This window comes from Sphingobium aromaticiconvertens, assembly GCF_037154075.1.
GTDB classification, from domain to species: domain Bacteria; phylum Pseudomonadota; class Alphaproteobacteria; order Sphingomonadales; family Sphingomonadaceae; genus Sphingobium; species Sphingobium aromaticiconvertens.
Map to the genome: position 1 here is coordinate 490001 of NZ_JBANRJ010000001.1, position 15285 is coordinate 505285.

At 61.2% G+C, this 15285-nt stretch carries 17 protein-coding genes, 1 tRNA gene and 2 rRNA genes (1 of these 20 running past the window's edge); 10 read left to right on the top strand and 10 right to left on the bottom strand.

Annotation, left to right across the window (positions count from 1 at the left end):
- From WFR25_RS02575 to WFR25_RS02585, 3 genes are all read left to right on the top strand, one after another.
- Nucleotides 1-2191: ribosomal RNA gene (locus WFR25_RS02575) — 23S ribosomal RNA — on the top strand (it extends 617 nt beyond the left edge of the window).
- Between the two features lie 138 nt (nucleotides 2192-2329).
- Nucleotides 2330-2444: ribosomal RNA gene (rrf, locus tag WFR25_RS02580) — 5S ribosomal RNA — on the top strand.
- A 106-nt stretch (nucleotides 2445-2550) separates the two neighbouring features.
- A tRNA-Met gene (locus tag WFR25_RS02585) sits at nucleotides 2551-2627 on the top strand.
- On the opposite strand, the gene WFR25_RS02590 is transcribed toward WFR25_RS02585, so the two are convergent.
- On the bottom strand, nucleotides 2584-4272 hold the full coding sequence (locus WFR25_RS02590; RefSeq protein WP_336974624.1) for a recombinase family protein: 1689 nt from the start codon (nucleotides 4270-4272) through the stop codon (nucleotides 2584-2586). The genes WFR25_RS02585 and WFR25_RS02590 overlap by 44 nt on opposite strands.
- 638 nt (nucleotides 4273-4910) lie before the next feature.
- On the opposite strand from WFR25_RS02590, the gene WFR25_RS02595 reads away from it, so the two are divergent.
- From WFR25_RS02595 to istB, 5 genes are all read left to right on the top strand, one after another.
- Complete coding sequence (locus tag WFR25_RS02595; RefSeq protein WP_336968210.1) at nucleotides 4911-5528, top strand: RNA polymerase sigma factor; 618 nt, start codon at nucleotides 4911-4913, stop codon at nucleotides 5526-5528.
- Nucleotides 5528-6526: a FecR family protein gene (locus WFR25_RS02600; RefSeq protein ID WP_336968212.1), complete on the top strand. Its 999-nt coding sequence runs from the start codon at nucleotides 5528-5530 to the stop codon at nucleotides 6524-6526. The genes WFR25_RS02595 and WFR25_RS02600 overlap by 1 nt, the downstream gene beginning before the upstream one ends.
- 66 nt (nucleotides 6527-6592) lie before the next feature.
- On the top strand, nucleotides 6593-8212 hold the full coding sequence (locus tag WFR25_RS02605) for a TonB-dependent receptor (protein WP_336968215.1): 1620 nt from the start codon (nucleotides 6593-6595) through the stop codon (nucleotides 8210-8212).
- A gap of 97 nt (nucleotides 8213-8309) precedes the next feature.
- On the top strand, nucleotides 8310-9833 hold the full coding sequence (istA, locus tag WFR25_RS02610; RefSeq protein WP_336968217.1) for an IS21 family transposase: 1524 nt from the start codon (nucleotides 8310-8312) through the stop codon (nucleotides 9831-9833).
- The gene (gene istB, locus WFR25_RS02615; protein WP_336968219.1) at nucleotides 9823-10605 is read left to right on the top strand and encodes an IS21-like element helper ATPase IstB; all 783 of its coding nucleotides are present in this window, start codon (nucleotides 9823-9825) and stop codon (nucleotides 10603-10605) included. Before istA ends, istB begins: the two co-directional genes overlap by 11 nt.
- A gap of 68 nt (nucleotides 10606-10673) precedes the next feature.
- Here istB and WFR25_RS02620 read toward each other — a convergent pair whose 3' ends face one another.
- The 4 genes from WFR25_RS02620 to WFR25_RS02635 are packed head-to-tail and all read right to left on the bottom strand — an operon-like array spanning nucleotide 10674 to nucleotide 11789.
- The gene (locus WFR25_RS02620; RefSeq protein ID WP_336968222.1) at nucleotides 10674-10820 is read right to left on the bottom strand and encodes a hypothetical protein; all 147 of its coding nucleotides are present in this window, start codon (nucleotides 10818-10820) and stop codon (nucleotides 10674-10676) included.
- Nucleotides 10821-10826: 6 nt separating this feature from the next.
- Nucleotides 10827-11351 carry a VOC family protein gene (locus WFR25_RS02625; protein ID WP_336968223.1) on the bottom strand — a complete coding sequence of 175 codons (525 nt, stop codon included), beginning with the start codon at nucleotides 11349-11351 and terminating at the stop codon, nucleotides 10827-10829.
- 22 nt (nucleotides 11352-11373) lie between these two features.
- Nucleotides 11374-11526 (bottom strand): hypothetical protein, encoded by a 153-nt coding sequence (locus tag WFR25_RS02630; RefSeq protein ID WP_336968226.1) that lies wholly within the window; start codon nucleotides 11524-11526, stop codon nucleotides 11374-11376.
- Nucleotides 11523-11789 carry a hypothetical protein gene (locus tag WFR25_RS02635; protein ID WP_336968228.1) on the bottom strand — a complete coding sequence of 89 codons (267 nt, stop codon included), beginning with the start codon at nucleotides 11787-11789 and terminating at the stop codon, nucleotides 11523-11525. The genes WFR25_RS02630 and WFR25_RS02635 overlap by 4 nt, the downstream gene beginning before the upstream one ends.
- 255 nt (nucleotides 11790-12044) lie before the next feature.
- Between WFR25_RS02635 and WFR25_RS02640 the strand changes: the two genes are divergently transcribed.
- Complete coding sequence (locus WFR25_RS02640) at nucleotides 12045-12542, top strand: nuclear transport factor 2 family protein (protein WP_336968229.1); 498 nt, start codon at nucleotides 12045-12047, stop codon at nucleotides 12540-12542.
- A gap of 16 nt (nucleotides 12543-12558) precedes the next feature.
- Nucleotides 12559-12903 (top strand): SDR family NAD(P)-dependent oxidoreductase, encoded by a 345-nt coding sequence (locus WFR25_RS02645; RefSeq protein ID WP_336968230.1) that lies wholly within the window; start codon nucleotides 12559-12561, stop codon nucleotides 12901-12903.
- 114 nt (nucleotides 12904-13017) lie between these two features.
- Here WFR25_RS02645 and WFR25_RS02650 read toward each other — a convergent pair whose 3' ends face one another.
- Genes WFR25_RS02650 through WFR25_RS02670 form a run of 5 tightly spaced genes read right to left on the bottom strand, consistent with a single transcriptional unit; the run spans nucleotide 13018 to nucleotide 15163 of the window.
- A complete protein-coding gene (locus WFR25_RS02650) occupies nucleotides 13018-13443 on the bottom strand; it encodes a hypothetical protein (protein ID WP_336968232.1) in 426 nt (141 codons plus the stop codon).
- Nucleotides 13397-13798 carry a helix-turn-helix domain-containing protein gene (locus WFR25_RS02655; protein WP_336968234.1) on the bottom strand — a complete coding sequence of 134 codons (402 nt, stop codon included), beginning with the start codon at nucleotides 13796-13798 and terminating at the stop codon, nucleotides 13397-13399. Before WFR25_RS02655 ends, WFR25_RS02650 begins: the two co-directional genes overlap by 47 nt.
- A 5-nt stretch (nucleotides 13799-13803) precedes the next feature.
- Entirely contained in the window at nucleotides 13804-14019 is a 216-nt protein-coding gene (locus tag WFR25_RS02660) for an SDR family oxidoreductase (protein ID WP_336968236.1), read from the bottom strand.
- A gap of 16 nt (nucleotides 14020-14035) precedes the next feature.
- The gene (locus WFR25_RS02665; protein WP_336968239.1) at nucleotides 14036-14194 is read right to left on the bottom strand and encodes an SDR family NAD(P)-dependent oxidoreductase; all 159 of its coding nucleotides are present in this window, start codon (nucleotides 14192-14194) and stop codon (nucleotides 14036-14038) included.
- A 9-nt stretch (nucleotides 14195-14203) separates the two neighbouring features.
- Entirely contained in the window at nucleotides 14204-15163 is a 960-nt protein-coding gene (locus tag WFR25_RS02670; protein WP_336968240.1) for an acyl-CoA dehydrogenase family protein, read from the bottom strand.
- Nucleotides 15164-15285 lie beyond the last annotated feature (122 nt).

Below are 15285 nucleotides of genomic sequence, written 5' to 3' on the forward strand. Positions count from 1 at the left end.
TGGGTCTGTGACTTAGTGTATCAAGCAAGCTTAAGCCGTTAGGTGTAGGCGCAGCGAAAGCGAGTCTGAATAGGGCGACCATAGTTTGATGCATTAGACCCGAAACCCGGCGATCTATGCATGACCAGGTTGAAGGTGCGGTAACACGCACTGGAGGACCGAACCGTTCAATGTTGAAAAATTGTCGGATGAGTTGTGCTTAGGGGTGAAAGGCCAATCAAGCCGGGAAATAGCTGGTTCTCCGCGAAATCTATTGAGGTAGAGCGTCGAATATTTGCCGTTGGGGGTAGAGCACTGGATGGTTGCGGGGGTCGCGAGATCTACCAACACTAACCAAACTCCGAATACCAACGAGTCTAGTTCGGCAGACAGACGGCGGGTGCTAAGGTCCGTCGTCAAAAGGGAAACAGCCCTAACCTACAGCTAAGGTCCCCAAGTCATCACTAAGTGGGAAAGCATGTGGGATTTCCAAAACAACCAGGAGGTTGGCTTAGAAGCAGCCATCCTTTAAAGAAAGCGTAACAGCTCACTGGTCTAAATAAGAGATCCTGCGGCGAAGATGTAACGGGGCTAAAGTGATGCACCGAAGCTTAGGGTTTGGATCTTTTGATCCAAGCGGTAGCGGAGCGTTCCGTAGGCCGATGAAGCGATCTGGTAATGGGTCGTGGAGGTATCGGAAGTGCGAATGCAGACATGAGTAGCGATTAACAGTGTGAGATGCACTGTCGCCGAAATTCCAAGGGTTCCTGCTTAAAGCTAATCTGAGCAGGGTAAGCCGGCCCCTAAGACGAGCCCGAAGGGGGTAGTCGATGGGAACCACGTTAATATTCGTGGGCCTGGTGGTGTGTGACGGATGGTGTAACTTGTTCGGGCTTATTGGATTGCTCCGGGCAGGGAAATCGTCCCAGGAAATAGCCCCACCGTATAGACCGTACCCTAAACCGACACAGGTGGAATGGTAGAGTATACCAAGGCGTTTGAGAGAAGTATCCTGAAGGAACTCGGCAAATTGCCTCCGTACCTTCGGAAGAAGGAGGCCCCATGTTAAGGCAACTTTTCATGGGGGGCACAGGCCAGGGGGTAGCGACTGTTTAGCAAAAACACAGGGCTCTGCTAAGTCGGCTTCAAGACGACGTATAGGGCCTGACGCCTGCCCGGTGCTGGAAGGTTAAGAGGAGGAGTGCAAGCTCTGAATTGAAGCCCCAGTAAACGGCGGCCGTAACTATAACGGTCCTAAGGTAGCGAAATTCCTTGTCGGGTAAGTTCCGACCTGCACGAATGGCGTAACGACTTCCCCACTGTCTCCAGGATATGCTCAGCGAAATTGAATTCTCCGTGAAGATGCGGAGTACCCGCGGTTAGACGGAAAGACCCCGTGCACCTTTACTGCAGCTTCAGAGTGGCATTAGGAAAGAACTGTGTAGCATAGGTGGGAGGCTTTGAAGCGATGACGCCAGTTGTCGTGGAGCCATAGGTGAAATACCACCCTGTTGTTTTCTGATGTCTAACCTCGCACCGTTATCCGGTGCAGGGACCCTCTGTGGCGGGTAGTTTGACTGGGGCGGTCGCCTCCTAAAGAGTAACGGAGGCGCGCGATGGTGGGCTCAGGACGGTTGGAAACCGTCTGTTAGAGTGCAATGGCATAAGCCCGCCTGACTGCGAGACTGACAAGTCGAGCAGAGACGAAAGTCGGTCATAGTGATCCGGTGGTCCCTCGTGGAAGGGCCATCGCTCAACGGATAAAAGGTACGCCGGGGATAACAGGCTGATGATTCCCAAGAGCTCATATCGACGGAATCGTTTGGCACCTCGATGTCGGCTCATCACATCCTGGGGCTGGAGCAGGTCCCAAGGGTTTGGCTGTTCGCCAATTAAAGTGGTACGTGAGCTGGGTTCAGAACGTCGCGAGACAGTTTGGTCCCTATCTGCCGTGGGCGTCGAAATTTGAGAGGAGTTGACCCTAGTACGAGAGGACCGGGTTGAACATACCTCTGGTGTACCAGTCGTTCCGCCAGGAGCGCAGCTGGGTAGCTATGTATGGACGGGATAACCGCTGAAAGCATCTAAGCGGGAAGCCTCCCTCAAGATAAGATTTCATCGAGCCGTGGAAGACCACCACGTTGATAGGCTGGGTGTGGAAGTGCGGTAACGCATGAAGCTAACCAGTCCTAATTGCTCTGTTCGCGCTTAAGAGTCCCACCATCAACAACAGTGCTGGATATCCAGCGCCAAGGCGATGTGCGATGATTATACGCAGCCCGATAATTACAGGTCAAAATACACACCGTGCACGGTATCGATTAAAAACCCTTATGCGCCTGCTTCATTGCTTGGTGACCATAGCGTCTGTGACCCACCCGATCCCATCCCGAACTCGGCCGTGAAACCAGACTGCGCCGATGGTACTATTGCTCAAGCACTGGAAGAGTAGGTCGTCGCCAGGCATTGCAGCACGCGCATAAGAAAAAACCCATTCACATGTCAAAAGGGCGGCCCAAAAGGCCGCCTTTTTGCATTACAAACCCCCATGCACCCAGCATGGGACAGTGTCGCGGGATGGAGCAGCCCGGTAGCTCGTCAGGCTCATAACCTGAAGGTCGCAGGTTCAAATCCTGCTCCCGCAACCATCTCAAATTGCGATTTGAGATGATCACAATCACCGGAGGCCATAGGCCGCTTGAAACCCGCCCCAGAGGCGGGTTTTTTGCGTTCAAGCGCGATCGACAATATGCCCGCCAGATCCCCACGCACATCAATCTTCAACTCGCCCTCTTCGGGTACGAGAATGATCTCGTCGATCAGCGAGCGAATGACTTCCGCCGCTTCGAAACGCTGAGTTTCGTCGGTATGGTCGAGGGCCTGGGACAGATTGTCGAGCTGCGCCCGATAATGATGGGCCATGTTCGGGTGCAGCAGGGGCGGCGGCTCCTGCGCCTGGGCGAGGTCACGCTCCAGTTCCTTCTTTCGAGCCTCCAGCCCCACCATCTTGGCGTTGATCTTGTCTGCTGCACCACCTCGCAGGATCAAGTTCACCAGCATATCAAGATCCCGGTCGATCTTGCTGATCTCTGCCTGAGCTGCGGTGATGGCTGCGCCTGCGTTGCTCCTCAGCCGATTGATCTCCCGGGTGAACTCCTCACAAAATTCGGCAAAGAGCGTGGGGTCCATCAGATGATGCCGCAGCGCATTGAGAACCCGCTCCTCCAGCCGGTCACGCCGGATATTCAATCGGTTGTCGCAGGTACCCTTGTTCCGTGCAGTAGCGCATCCCAGCATCGCTGCCGAAATCATGGAGTAGGCGCCACCGCAGCAACCGCATCGCAAAAGGCCGGACAGGAGATATTTCTGTCGCCTGCGGTCCCGGAACGGCGTGGGCGTTTCTGTTGAATCAGGCCGGGTGAGTTGGCAGGATTTTTGTCGCTCCTTGGCCTGCTGCCAAAGCGCATCGTCGATGATCCTCAGTTCGGGCACGTCCTGAACGATCCATTCAGATTCCGGATTGGGGCGTGCCTGGCGCTTTCCGGTGTCGGGAGCCTTGATAAAGCGCTGCCGGTTCCAGATCAGCTTGCCAACATAGAGTTCATTGTTGAGGATGCCCGTGCCGCGCTTGGGGTTGCCGTTGATGGTGCTGAACCCCCATGCGCCTCCCGTCGGCGCTTCGATACCCTCCTTATTAAGTTCGCTGGCGATGCGCTTGCCGGACTTACCCGCGACGAAATCGCGAAAGATCCGTTCGATGACCATTGCCTGCGTCTCATTGATGGAGCGATCACCACGGATCAGTTCGCCGCTGGCATCGAGTCGCTTTACGACATCATAGCCATAGCTGTTACCGCCGCCCGACTTGCCCTGCTCGACCCGCCCACGCAGACCACGCCGGGTCTTGTCGGCAAGATCCTTGAGAAACAGGGCATTCATTGTTCCCTTGAGGCCGACATGGAGATGGCTGACTTCACCTTCGGACAGGGTGACGATCTTGACGTCCGCATAGGCCATCCGCTTGAACAGGCCTGCGATATCTTCCTGATCGCGGGACAGGCGGTCCATCGCCTCAGCCAGCACGATCTGAAATCCCCCTTGGCCGGAATCGGACATCAGCGCCTGGATGCCAGGTCTTAAAAGCGATGCACCGGAGATTGCGTGATCGGCATATTCCTCAACGACCTGCCATCCCTGCTTTTCTGCATGCAGACGGCAGATGCGCAGCTGATCGGCGATCGAGGCATCGCGCTGTTTGTCGAATGAGTAGCGGGCATAGAGCGCAACCTTCACAAATGATCTCCTGCATCAGGAGCGGGGTGTGCGGCGCTCCTCCAACATTTTGCGATAGGCCTTTCGCGCGGCACGGCGGGCGAGCATATGAATCAATGCTACAAGGCGCTTGTCGCTGCTCGCATCCCCAACTCTCAGCTTGAGTTCCGCGGGTTCCCGTAGAACGCGCCGAGAAGGATGCTTGCGGTCCACCATGATCACCTCATTTCCGCGCTAACGCAATATCCGATCAATCACTTGCGCGTGTGGATGAGTATTCGACACATCCGTGCATGCGTCACGGGTCTCATTGGGCCCAAGGCGTACCTTTGAGGTCAAGATCAGGAAGAATACGTGTTCACGATATGACGGAAATAGCCTTCAGGGTGAAGCAAATTGGATATTGCCTTGCCGAATCAATTCGCTAAGCTTGTGGTGCGTCGAATGAGAACGGCGCGGAGGCGTGAGAACCTCCCTAAGAGACTCTCCACTGGCATATATTGCCGGGTGGCCGATGCGTATGTCCAAGCCGCTTGCGGTGAAAGGCATCGGCGCATGGCTTAGGCATGTTCTCAACACCCGGCTTCCAGCCGGCTTTGCCTCCCATGAAGAGGCGAAGCAGGCATGACGGACGCACTGATACCATCTGAGATACATTCGTGCGTAGCGAAGCATGGTTGGATGTTTCCATGCGTCTAATCGCCAACATCCTGAACTCTCTTTCGGAGCCTCGGATCGCGGAGGGCGACCCGCTGCCCCCCGATGATCGGATCGTCATCGGTTCGGCGCTCGCTTTGGAAGACCTCTATCGCGCGCGCGCGCCGCGGCTTCATCGCTTTTTCGGCGGACGCACCGAAAGGCAGGATGCTGGCGATCTTGTTCAGGAATGTTTTGCCCGACTTGCCGAAGCCAGTGCATCGAAGGAGAAGGCGATCGACCACCCCGAGGCCTATCTCAACCAGATTGCCAAAAACTTGTTGCGTGATCGTGCCAAAGTGGCTCTGCAAAGATCACTTACCCGGCATGATCCGGTGGAAGAGGTGGCACTGCAAGGTCCCGATATAGTGGCGGCCCTGGAGGCACGAGACATGCTAAACCGGCTACAGACGGCCCTCATGAAACTCAAACCCAGAACGCGCGCGATTTTTCTCGCGCATCGGGTCGATGGCATGAGCTATAAGGTTATCGCCCGGGACCAAGGGCTTAGCATCAAAGGGGTCGAGTGGCACATGCACAAGGCAATAATCCAGCTTGATCGCGTGCTGCGGGCGCGTTGATGGTCGATCCCACCGGTGAGGGGCGCTCGGATGATCAAATCCGGGAGGAAGCGGCCGCCTGGCTCGCGCGTCTGCGCGATTCCAGCGATACGCAGGATTATGAGGCGTTTGCCGATTGGTACAGTGCCGATATCCGGCACGCAGACCTTTATGACGAGGTACTTGCAAGCTGGGATGAAACAGCCTCTGCGGGTTTGACGCCGGCCGGCGAGGCAAACAGCCAAGCAAAGTCAGCGCAGCCGACTAAAAACGGCGGGCGTCTCATGCTGGCTGCAGCGGCTTGCATCGTGATCGCACTTGCCCTTGTTTGCCTTCATGCCCTGAGCGCCGCGGGCAACCCGAAACGCGCGGATGAGTTGGCGTCTGGAATCGGCGAAATACGGACGCTTTCCCTGCCCGACGGATCCAAGGTGACGCTCGATGCAGGCAGCGTCGTCATTGTCGACTATGGCGACCAGCAGCGGCATCTGCTGTTGCAGCGGGGTCGCGCCCGCTTCGATGTCGCCCACGATGCGGTTCGCCCATTCATTGTGTCGGCCGGGAACGGCGATGTCATCGCGCACGGCACGATCTTCGATGTTGACCTGCAGGGCCAAAGGATGACGGTTTCCCTTCTGCGCGGTTCCGTAGAGGTCAAACGTCATTTTGGCACCAGGCAAGGGCAATTTCTCATGCCGGGGGAATCGGCATTTGTCGAAGACGGGGCCCCGAGCGAGCCGGAACCGATATCCGCGGGAGCGAGGGACTGGCCGACCGGCGTGCTATCTTTTTCGAATGCAGAACTTGGTGACGTGGCCCGCCTCGCCAATCGTCATGCGGCAGCGGGAATCATCATCGTCAGCCCGGACGCAGCGCAGCTTAAGTTTACCGGGACGATGGTGGCCGACGACACAGCGGGCCTCGCAAAGCTGCTCGCTGCGACCTTTGGGCTTTCCCTCAATAAGGATCGGGCGGGAAATTTCCTGCTGGCGGTGCCTGCGAAAAAATTACCAGGGTAAATCGGCAAATATCGGTCTTCCCCTTCGAGCGACGCCGCGTCGGTGCTTCGCCGAGAGGAATGCCCCATGCGACTATTTCGAAACACGGCCCTGGCCGTTTCGGTGCCGGCCCTTGCCGTCTCCACGATGTTCGGCTCACAACCGGCTCGCGCGCAGCAAAATGGCCAGTATGTCTATCATCTGCCGGCCCAATCGCTTGAACTGTCGCTGAGGGCGATCGCCGCCCGTTCGGGACGCAATATCGGCGCTGCCGCGTCGGTCCTTGCTGGCAGGACCGCTCCCGCGCTTGATGGGGCGTTCACGACCGAAGGGGCAGTGGGGAGAGTGTTGGCAGGAACCGACCTGCGCTACCGGGCGGTGGGTTCAGACCTGATCATCGAAGCCATTGCGCGCGATAGTGTGTCGGAGAGCAGCGAGGAACGGCAAGGCACCTCGATTACCGTGACCGGGAGCCGCATTCGCGGTGCGCCCGTCGCGTCCCCCACGATCAGCGTTGATCGAGAGGCAATCATTGCGAGCGGGCAGACGGGCCTTGCCGAAGTTGCCCGCAACCTGCCCCAGAGTTTCGGAGGCGGGCAGAATCTCGGTGTCGGCGCGAATGTCGGCAGCGCCAACGGCATCAATGTTGGCGGTGCGGCGACGATCAATCTGCGCGGTCTTGGCAGCGACGCCACGCTCACCCTGCTCAACGGCCATCGGCTCGCCTATAATGGTTCCCGGCAGGGCGTCGATGTATCCGCCATACCACTGGGTGCGGTTGACCGTCTGGAAGTCGTCGCGGATGGCGCCTCAGCTCTATATGGCTCCGACGCCGTGGCCGGCGTTGCCAATATCATCCTGCGCCGGGACTTCGAAGGCCTGACCGTTGATCTCGACGGAGGCCTGGCGACGCAGGGCGGCTATTCCCGGCAGCGGGTGGCCGCAACGACCGGCGCCAAATGGCGGTCAGGCGGCATCATCGCATCCTATGAATATGCCCGCAGCACGAGCCTGCGCTCGGATGAGCGCGATTTTGCCCGCTCACGCCCGGGCGTCATCATCTTCCCGCCGACCGAGCGCCATGCCATTGTCCTCTCCGGCCATCAGGAACTGACGGAACGGCTTTCCTTCGCGGCGGACCTGCTCTTCAATCGGCGTCGGACGGAAATCGGTTTTCCCGACAATCCCGCCGGGGACCTGTCCGTCAGCCGTACCGAACAGCCGTCCACCAGCCGCTCTTTCGCCGTGGCCCCATCGCTGACGCTCGAACTGCCGGGTGGATGGCGGGGCGCGCTTTCAGGCGTCTATGGGAAGGAACGTGTTTTCACCCGCGCGAATAATTTCGTGGGCCAGACGCTCATCCGTTCGACGCCGCTCTGCTATTGCAATGACGGGAAATCCTTCGAACTGGCGGCCGATGGAGGCCTGTTCGACCTGGGCGGTGGTACGGCGCGCGCCGCCCTTGGTGCCGGCTATCGCAGCAATCTGCTCAATGCCGATCGGGGGCCCGGTAATGTCGCCAATGTCCGGCGCTCGCAGGACAGCTATTATGCCTATGGCGAACTTAACGTGCCCCTTGCTTCGCCCTTCCAGGGGCGCAAGGGCCTGTATCGCCTCAACCTCAGCGCAGCGCTGCGCTATGAGCGCTATCCCGGCATCGACGAGGTCGTCACACCGAAATTGGGCCAGCCTGTTGATTGCCGTTGAGAAGTGACCCGGGGAAGCCAGTAATTTCCACTGAGAAGTGACCCATGTTTGAACACGTCCCTGGCTTTGACGAGCGGGGGACCATGGAGTGTTGGACATGGCATTATTGAGCGTTATCCGGCGGTGGCATTACCGCGATCATCTATCGATCCGGGAGATAGCCAGGCGCACCGGTCTTTCCCGCAACACCGTTCGTAAATATCTGCGGTCGGACACGATCGAGCCGCAGTTCAAGGTGCCGGAGCGACCGAGCAAGCTGGACCCGTTCGTCGAGCGGCTGACAGCCTGGCTGAGGCGGGAGATGGGCCGTCCGCGCAAGCAGAAGCGCACGGTCAAGCAGTTGTATGCCGATCTGGTGAGCCTCGGCTTTGACGGTTCCTATGGCCGTGTCGCGGCCTTTGCCCGGGACTGGCGTGATGATTATCGCCGCCAGCAGCAGATGAGCGGCAGAGGCACCTTCGTGCCGTTGTCCTTCGCACCGGGTGAGGCGTTCCAGTTCGACTGGAGCGAGGACTGGGCGATCATCGATGGCGTGCGCACCAAGCTGCAGGTCGCGCACTTCAAGCTCAGCTACAGTCGCGCCTTCTTTGTGCGGGCCTATCTACTGCAGACCCACGAGATGCTGTTCGACGCCCATAATCATGCGTTCCGCGTGCTGGGCGGCGTGCCGCGACGCGGCATCTACGACAACATGAGGACTGCCGTCGACAAGGTCGGGCGCGGCAAGAGCCGGACCGTCAACGCCCGCTTCCTGACGATGGTGAGCCATTATCTGTTCGAGGCCGAGTTCTGTAATCCGGCCGCTGGGTGGGAGAAGGGCCAGGTCGAGAAGAACGTGCAGGATGCACGGCATCGCCTGTGGCAGCCTGTCCCCCAGACTCAGAGCCTCGACGCTTTGAACATCTGGCTGGAGGAGCGCTGCAAGGCGCTATGGCAGGATATTCCGCACGGAATCGAGCCCGGGTCTGTCGCTGATGCCTGGGCGGATGAGGTGGCGAGCCTGATGCCGACAGGCAGGGCGTTCGATGGCTTTGTCGAGTATGGCAAGCGGGTCTCACCGACCTGCCTCGTCCATCTCGAGCGCAACCGCTACAGCGTGCCGGCGTCGTTCGCCAACCGCCCCGTCAGCCTGCGCGTCTATCCCGACCGCTTCCTGGTGGTCGCCGAGGGACAGTTGCTGTGCGAACACCAGCGTATCATCGAACGATCCCACGATGGGCCGGGGCGCACCGTCTATGACTGGCGCCATTATCTGGCGGTGGTGCAGCGCAAGCCAGGTGCCCTGCGCAATGGGGCGCCGTTCCTTGAACTGCCTGATCCCTTCCAGCGGCTGCAGCGGCATCTGTTGCGGTCTCCTGGCGGTGACAGGGAGATGGTCGAGATCCTGGCCCTGGTGCTGCATCATGACGAGCAGACCGTGCTGACGGCCGTCACGATGGCGTTGGAGGGGGGCGTTCCAACCAAGACCCATATCCTCAACCTCCTGCACCGTCTGCTCGACGGCAAGCCGCTGACAACGCCGCCGGTCACGGCGCCACAGGCGCTGAGACTGGTCAGCGAGCCGATGGCCAATGTCGAGCGCTATGACGCTCTGCGTCGGGAGAGCCGCCATGCGTCATGATCCCGCCAGCGGCGCTATTATCGTCATGCTGCGCAGCCTCAAGATGCACGGCATGGCGCAGGCCGTTACCGATCTCATGGAACAGGGTGCACCGGCGTTCGATGCCGCCATCCCGATCCTGTCCCAGCTCCTGAAGGCGGAGACTGCTGAACGAGAGGTGCGATCGGTATCCTATCAACTCAAGGCTGCGCGGTTCCCGGCCTATCGCGACCTGGCAGGCTTCGACTTCGCCAGCAGTGAGATCAACGAAGCGCTGGTGCGCCAGCTTCACCGCTGTGAGTTTATCGACGTTGCCGACAACATCGTGCTGGTCGGCGGCCCCGGCACCGGCAAGACCCACATCGCGACAGCGCTGGGCGTTCAGGCCATCGAGCATCATCGAAAACGGGTGCGGTTCTTCTCCACCGTCGAGTTGGTTAATGCGCTCGAACAGGAGAAGGCCCAGGGCAAGGCAGGCCAGGTCGCCGGAAGGCTCGCCCACGCCGATCTCGTGATCCTCGATGAGCTCGGCTATCTGCCGTTCAGCGCCTCAGGCGGTGCATTGCTGTTCCATCTGCTCAGCAAACTTTACGAGCGCACCAGCGTCATCATCACCACCAACCTCAGCTTCAGTGAATGGGCCACCGTGTTCGGTGATGCCAAGATGACCACAGCGCTGCTCGATCGGCTGACCCATCACTGCCACATCCTTGAAACCGGCAACGACAGCTTCCGGTTCAAAAACAGCTCTGCTCAGCAGCCCACAGCGCGAAAGGAGAAAACCTCATCTTGACCCAACGGTGACATCCGAAACATAATCGCAAGGTGGGTCACTTCTCGATGAAAACCCCGGGTCACTTCTCAACGGCAATCAACACCCTTATAGCCTGCCGCCGCCGCTGCCTCGATCCGGCGGCGCATATCGATGGGACTCGGCTGGTGCGGCCCGGCCATCGGGCGGAATCCCGCGAGCGTGAAATAGGAGGCGACCAGCGGGGGGACGGTCATGGCGGATTATCCCGTTATGGTGAAATGAGGGTTCTTGCCGTCCCACGTCCTGGCGGCATGGCGCAGCGCGCCGAACAGCGCGGTCGCGCCCTCGCCAAGCTGCGCGACCTCCAGGATCACGCCCTGATCGCCGCCCATCGCATAATAGCCGATGATGCCGCCGCTGATCCGCCCGCCCTGCAGCCGCTTGCCGCCGCGCGCGAGCACGTCCTTTTCCGTTGCGGCGAAATCGTCGGTGAAGACGCAGGTGTGGTGCATCCCCTCCCGCCCGGCCTCGCGCCATTCCGCGAAGATGGACCGGCCGACCGGCTGGATCAGTTCGATATTGATGTCGCCCGAATAGGCGATCGCCGCATGAAGGCCCAGGATCATGCTCTCGCCATGCAGGTCCGATTCGTCATAGACGAGGTCGCGCAGCATCATGAACGGGCCTACGCCCATCACTTCCGTCCACCATTTGACGCCTGCGTCCAGATCATCGACCACATAGGCGATCTGGTTGAACGGGGTGGCGCCTGCGATCGGCTTCATCGTCTCTCTCCGTTGTTATGTATCAGACCAGCGCGAAGCTGCGGCAGACATCCTCGCCTTCCTTGTAGGTCCAGTTGCAGGAGGCGGTCTTGATCAGATGATAGACGCCGAGCAGCGGCGGCGTCGGTTCGTAGAGTTCGATGAAGTGGCCGAACTGCTTCGTCGCGTCCATCATCGCAAAACCCCGCCCGGCGTGACCTCGCCATAAAAGCCTTCCTCGAGGCCCTTCTCTTCGAACTCCTTCATCGTCGCCTGCAGATTGTCCACGATCAGCGCGACATGATGGAAGCCCGGCCCGCCATTGGGATAGAGGTCGGTGAAGACCGACGGCTCCTTGCTGTTGACCTGCGAAGACGCCCGGTTGGCCGCGATGGCGGGCGAGGTGCATGGGGATATGCTCGGCGACGTAATAGGGGCCGGACCCGAAGGCGGCGGCATGCTCCTGCGCCGCCTTGCGCGCGTCGGGCATATAATAGGCGACCTGCCGGATGGGATATTTCATGAAGCTGCGTTCGGCCATCTCTTCCTCGCGATCCTTATCTGCGCGGAGTGTAGCAAAGCGCGCCCGATTGGGCATCGTGCAGACGATAACAAAGCGACCGAAACGATAAACTTTCCGTCGGACAGCCGCGCGCGCCCTTGGCGAATGGGTGCGGGTGAGGCATCGGTGTCAAATGTGAAAGGAGATGGGCTGTGTCCCTCGAAATCGAATCGGCGCTGCGCGCGCTGCTGGCCCGGTCCAGCGATTGTGTCTGGCGGCGCGATCGGGCGGGCTATTCGCAATGCTGGGCGAGCGACGGCGAATGGCACATATTGGGCGAGGTGGTGCGCGGGCGGGAGGCGATCGTGTCGCGTTGGGTGGAACTTATGGCCCCGTTCGAGAAGGTCTGGCAGCTTTCGCACAATGTCGTCTTCGGTTTCGATCGCGACCAGCCTGCGGCGCGCGTCTATCTGGAGGAGACGCTGGTGCCCGCCGGCGCGCCGGTGAATTTCCTCAAGGGCATCTATCATGACAGCTACAGGCTGGAGGACGGCGCATGGCGCTTTGCCCGGCGGCATATCGACATCGGCTATCTTGGCCCGGCGGATTTCAGCGGACGGTGGTTTCCGATGATCGACCATGGTCCGGCGCCCCATGATCCCGATCCGTCGCGCCTGTCGACGCCGAGCATGGCAGAGGCCTATGGCTGAGCCAAGGAGAAAGCCGATGAGGAGGGTCGCCGGAAAAGTCTGCATCGTGACCGGCGCCGCGTCGGGTCTGGGCGCCGCCGATGCGCGGCGGCTGGCGGAAGAAGGCGCGAGCGTCGTGCTGACCGACGTCGCGGAGGATGCGGCGCGCGCGGTCGCGGCGTCCATCCCCGGCGCGCACAACACGCCGATGATGGGTGCGGCCTTCGAACAGGGGGAGGAACGCGGGCGCGACGAGGGCGGGACGCGGCTGCTTGCCGATCCTGCCGACCTTGTCAACCTCGTCCTCTTCCTCGCCTCCGACGAATCGCGCAACATCACCGGTACCTATATGGTGTCCGACAATCGGGAGACGATGCGGTAGGGGTTTGGGTGGGTAAGAGCAAAGCGAGCCTCAGTCATCTCGGTAATATGGCGCCGCTAACACGGCGCACCCACCCCCGGCTCCTCCCTCAAAGGGAGGGGAGAAGCCATAAGTTTACGCTGCGTTCCCGATTCCTAAGCCATCGAGCCATTGATGGAGGCGGTTCTGCTCGTCGCAGTCGAGCAGGCCGGTGAGGAAGATCGCAGCGCCCGTGGCGAGGTCGCGCCGCAAATGAGGCAGGCTCCCGCGCCGGTCGGTCCAGTCGATGAAGGCGCTGCGCAAATGCGCCTGAAGCGCGCCGGCGACGGCGCGCGCCCCGCCCAGCCGGTCGAGCCGGTCCGCGTCGCAGAGCGCAGACAGCCAGCGCGAAAGCGTGCCGACCGATTCTTCACGCAGCATGCTGTCGACGCGGCGGCCGCCTGGCGCGGGCGCGCAGAGTTCGACCAGATGGCGGGCATAGGTCGGGCGCGTCATCGCCGCCCACCACAGCGCATCAACATAGGCGGAGACGATGTTGACGTCGCCGCGCATCGCCAGCACCAGGGCTTCCTCGATACACGTGCCCAGGCCTTCGAGCAGCGCCTGCTCGACGACCGCGCCGCGTCCGCCGACCAGCGTAGATTGTGGGGGCAGCGACCCCGCTCCGTGCCGCCAGCCGCCGCACCGTTACCCCCGAGGAGCCGCCTTCATCGAACAGCGCGCGCGCGGCGGCGAGGATGGTGGCGCGGCGATGACCCTGCGCGAGCACGCGCTGCCCCGCGTCGGGCAGGATGGCGAGCATCTTGCGCGGCAGGGTGATGTCGATGCGGTTGCGCACATCCTCTTCAGTGACCGGGACGGCGCGCAGGGGCGGCGCGGCGCGCTGTCTCTGGTCGAGGGTGAAGGCGGTCGCCATCGCGATCAGCCGCCGACCGACGCGACCGAGCCGCCGTCGACGCGCAGGATCGCCCCGTTGACGAAGTCCGCACGGTCCGACGCCAGGAAGGCAACCGCGCCGGCAATCTCGTCGGGCTGTCCACCGCGCCCGACCGCGATGTTCGGGCGGAAGCTCTGGAGCAGCGCGGCCTCCGCCTCGGCGAGCGGTGCACCGGTCTGCTGCGCATAGCTCGCGATCATGCCCTTTACCCCTCGGTCAGGGTGAAGGCGGGCGAGACAATGTTCGCGCGCGCACCCCCTCGGCGGCATAAGCCTTGGAGATGGTCTTGGAGAAGGCGTTGAGCGCGGCCTTGGCGGCGTTGTAGTCGGCACCGATCGGGTCGGGCTGGACACCGGATTCGGAGGAGATGGACACGATCCGGCCCTAGCCGCGCGCGCGCATCCCTGGCAGAAGCGCGCGGGTGAAGCGCACGGCGGACAGGACGTTGATCGGCTCCAGCCCGAGCATGTCGCGCCCCAATATTTCGTAGCTGAGGTCGATATTGTAGACGATGTGGCGGATGGCGATGCTGAAGTCCCGCCAGTGACGCTGCGCCGGATGGCTGTTGTAAAAGGCCGACGAGCCACCCAGCGTCATGAGCTGATCGACGGCGGCGGTTAGCAATTCGCTCGCCACGGCATTTTCCGCCTTCATCGCCACGCGTTCCACATGGGTGAGGAGCCGTCGCTCCGTCGCCGCGCAGTCGTTGGTGAACAGGGATTTTTCCGCGATGGCACGGGCCGCGCCGATCTTTGCCGCCGCCTCGCCCAGCCGCCCGACATAGAAGTGGGAGTCGCGTTTTGCCGCGAAGCTGGTGTTCAATATGGGCTTGCCCACGCCGGGCAGCAGGCTGTCGAGCAGTCCCTGCGCAACGCCTGCCAGCACGACGATCACCTGCGGGCGCAGGACGGGGGTCGGCGCCCAGAAATCGCTCGCCTCGTCGAAGCGCTCGCCGGTCTTGCCCGCCTCCCCGGCGGCCATTTCGGCGGGTGCGCAGAGATTGGCGTCGGTCACGCGCACGCCCTGCGCGATCAGGTTGTCGGAGCCGGTGGCGCGCATACCGCTGACATTCCATGTCTTCTCGCGGCGAAGATCGCCGATCGGCACCAGCGCCATCAAGAAGCCCGCTTCCCCCATCACCGGCACGATCGCCCAGTCGGCATGATGCGACCCGGACGCACAAGCCCAGTTGCCGTCGATCATGTAGGCGCCGTCGCCCGTGGCGGTGAGCTTGCCCGGCGCGCCGGCGCAGGACGCGACCTTGTACCGCCCGCTGCCGAAGACGAGGCGCTGCACGGTCGCGGGCATCGGGCATGCGCGAGAGGAGCCAGATGTTGATGACATGGCATCCCCGGTCTCGCGTTCATCGTCCAGGCTGCGGCGCCTGAGAGTAGTGGTGGCTTTCTTGGTTGCAGCGGGATCGGCACTGGCAGGCGGCGATCAGAGGTTGCCGCGCTCGCGCTGGG

Coding starts and splice junctions, on each gene's coding strand:
- WFR25_RS02600 (WP_336968212.1), top strand. CDS start 5,528: ATGGTCGATCCCACCGGTGAGGGGCGCTCGGATGATCAAATCCGGGAG.
- WFR25_RS02605 (WP_336968215.1), top strand. CDS start 6,593: ATGCGACTATTTCGAAACACGGCCCTGGCCGTTTCGGTGCCGGCCCTT.
- istA (WP_336968217.1), top strand. CDS start 8,310: ATGGCATTATTGAGCGTTATCCGGCGGTGGCATTACCGCGATCATCTA.
- istB (WP_336968219.1), top strand. CDS start 9,823: ATGCGTCATGATCCCGCCAGCGGCGCTATTATCGTCATGCTGCGCAGC.
- WFR25_RS02620 (WP_336968222.1), bottom strand. CDS start 10,820: ATGACCGTCCCCCCGCTGGTCGCCTCCTATTTCACGCTCGCGGGATTC.
- WFR25_RS02625 (WP_336968223.1), bottom strand. CDS start 11,351: ATGAAGCCGATCGCAGGCGCCACCCCGTTCAACCAGATCGCCTATGTG.
- WFR25_RS02630 (WP_336968226.1), bottom strand. CDS start 11,526: ATGATGGACGCGACGAAGCAGTTCGGCCACTTCATCGAACTCTACGAA.
- WFR25_RS02635 (WP_336968228.1), bottom strand. CDS start 11,789: ATGCCGCCGCCTTCGGGTCCGGCCCCTATTACGTCGCCGAGCATATCC.
- WFR25_RS02645 (WP_336968230.1), top strand. CDS start 12,559: ATGAGGAGGGTCGCCGGAAAAGTCTGCATCGTGACCGGCGCCGCGTCG.
- WFR25_RS02655 (WP_336968234.1), bottom strand. CDS start 13,798: ATGGCGACCGCCTTCACCCTCGACCAGAGACAGCGCGCCGCGCCGCCC.
- WFR25_RS02660 (WP_336968236.1), bottom strand. CDS start 14,019: ATGATCGCGAGCTATGCGCAGCAGACCGGTGCACCGCTCGCCGAGGCG.
- WFR25_RS02670 (WP_336968240.1), bottom strand. CDS start 15,163: ATGTCATCAACATCTGGCTCCTCTCGCGCATGCCCGATGCCCGCGACC.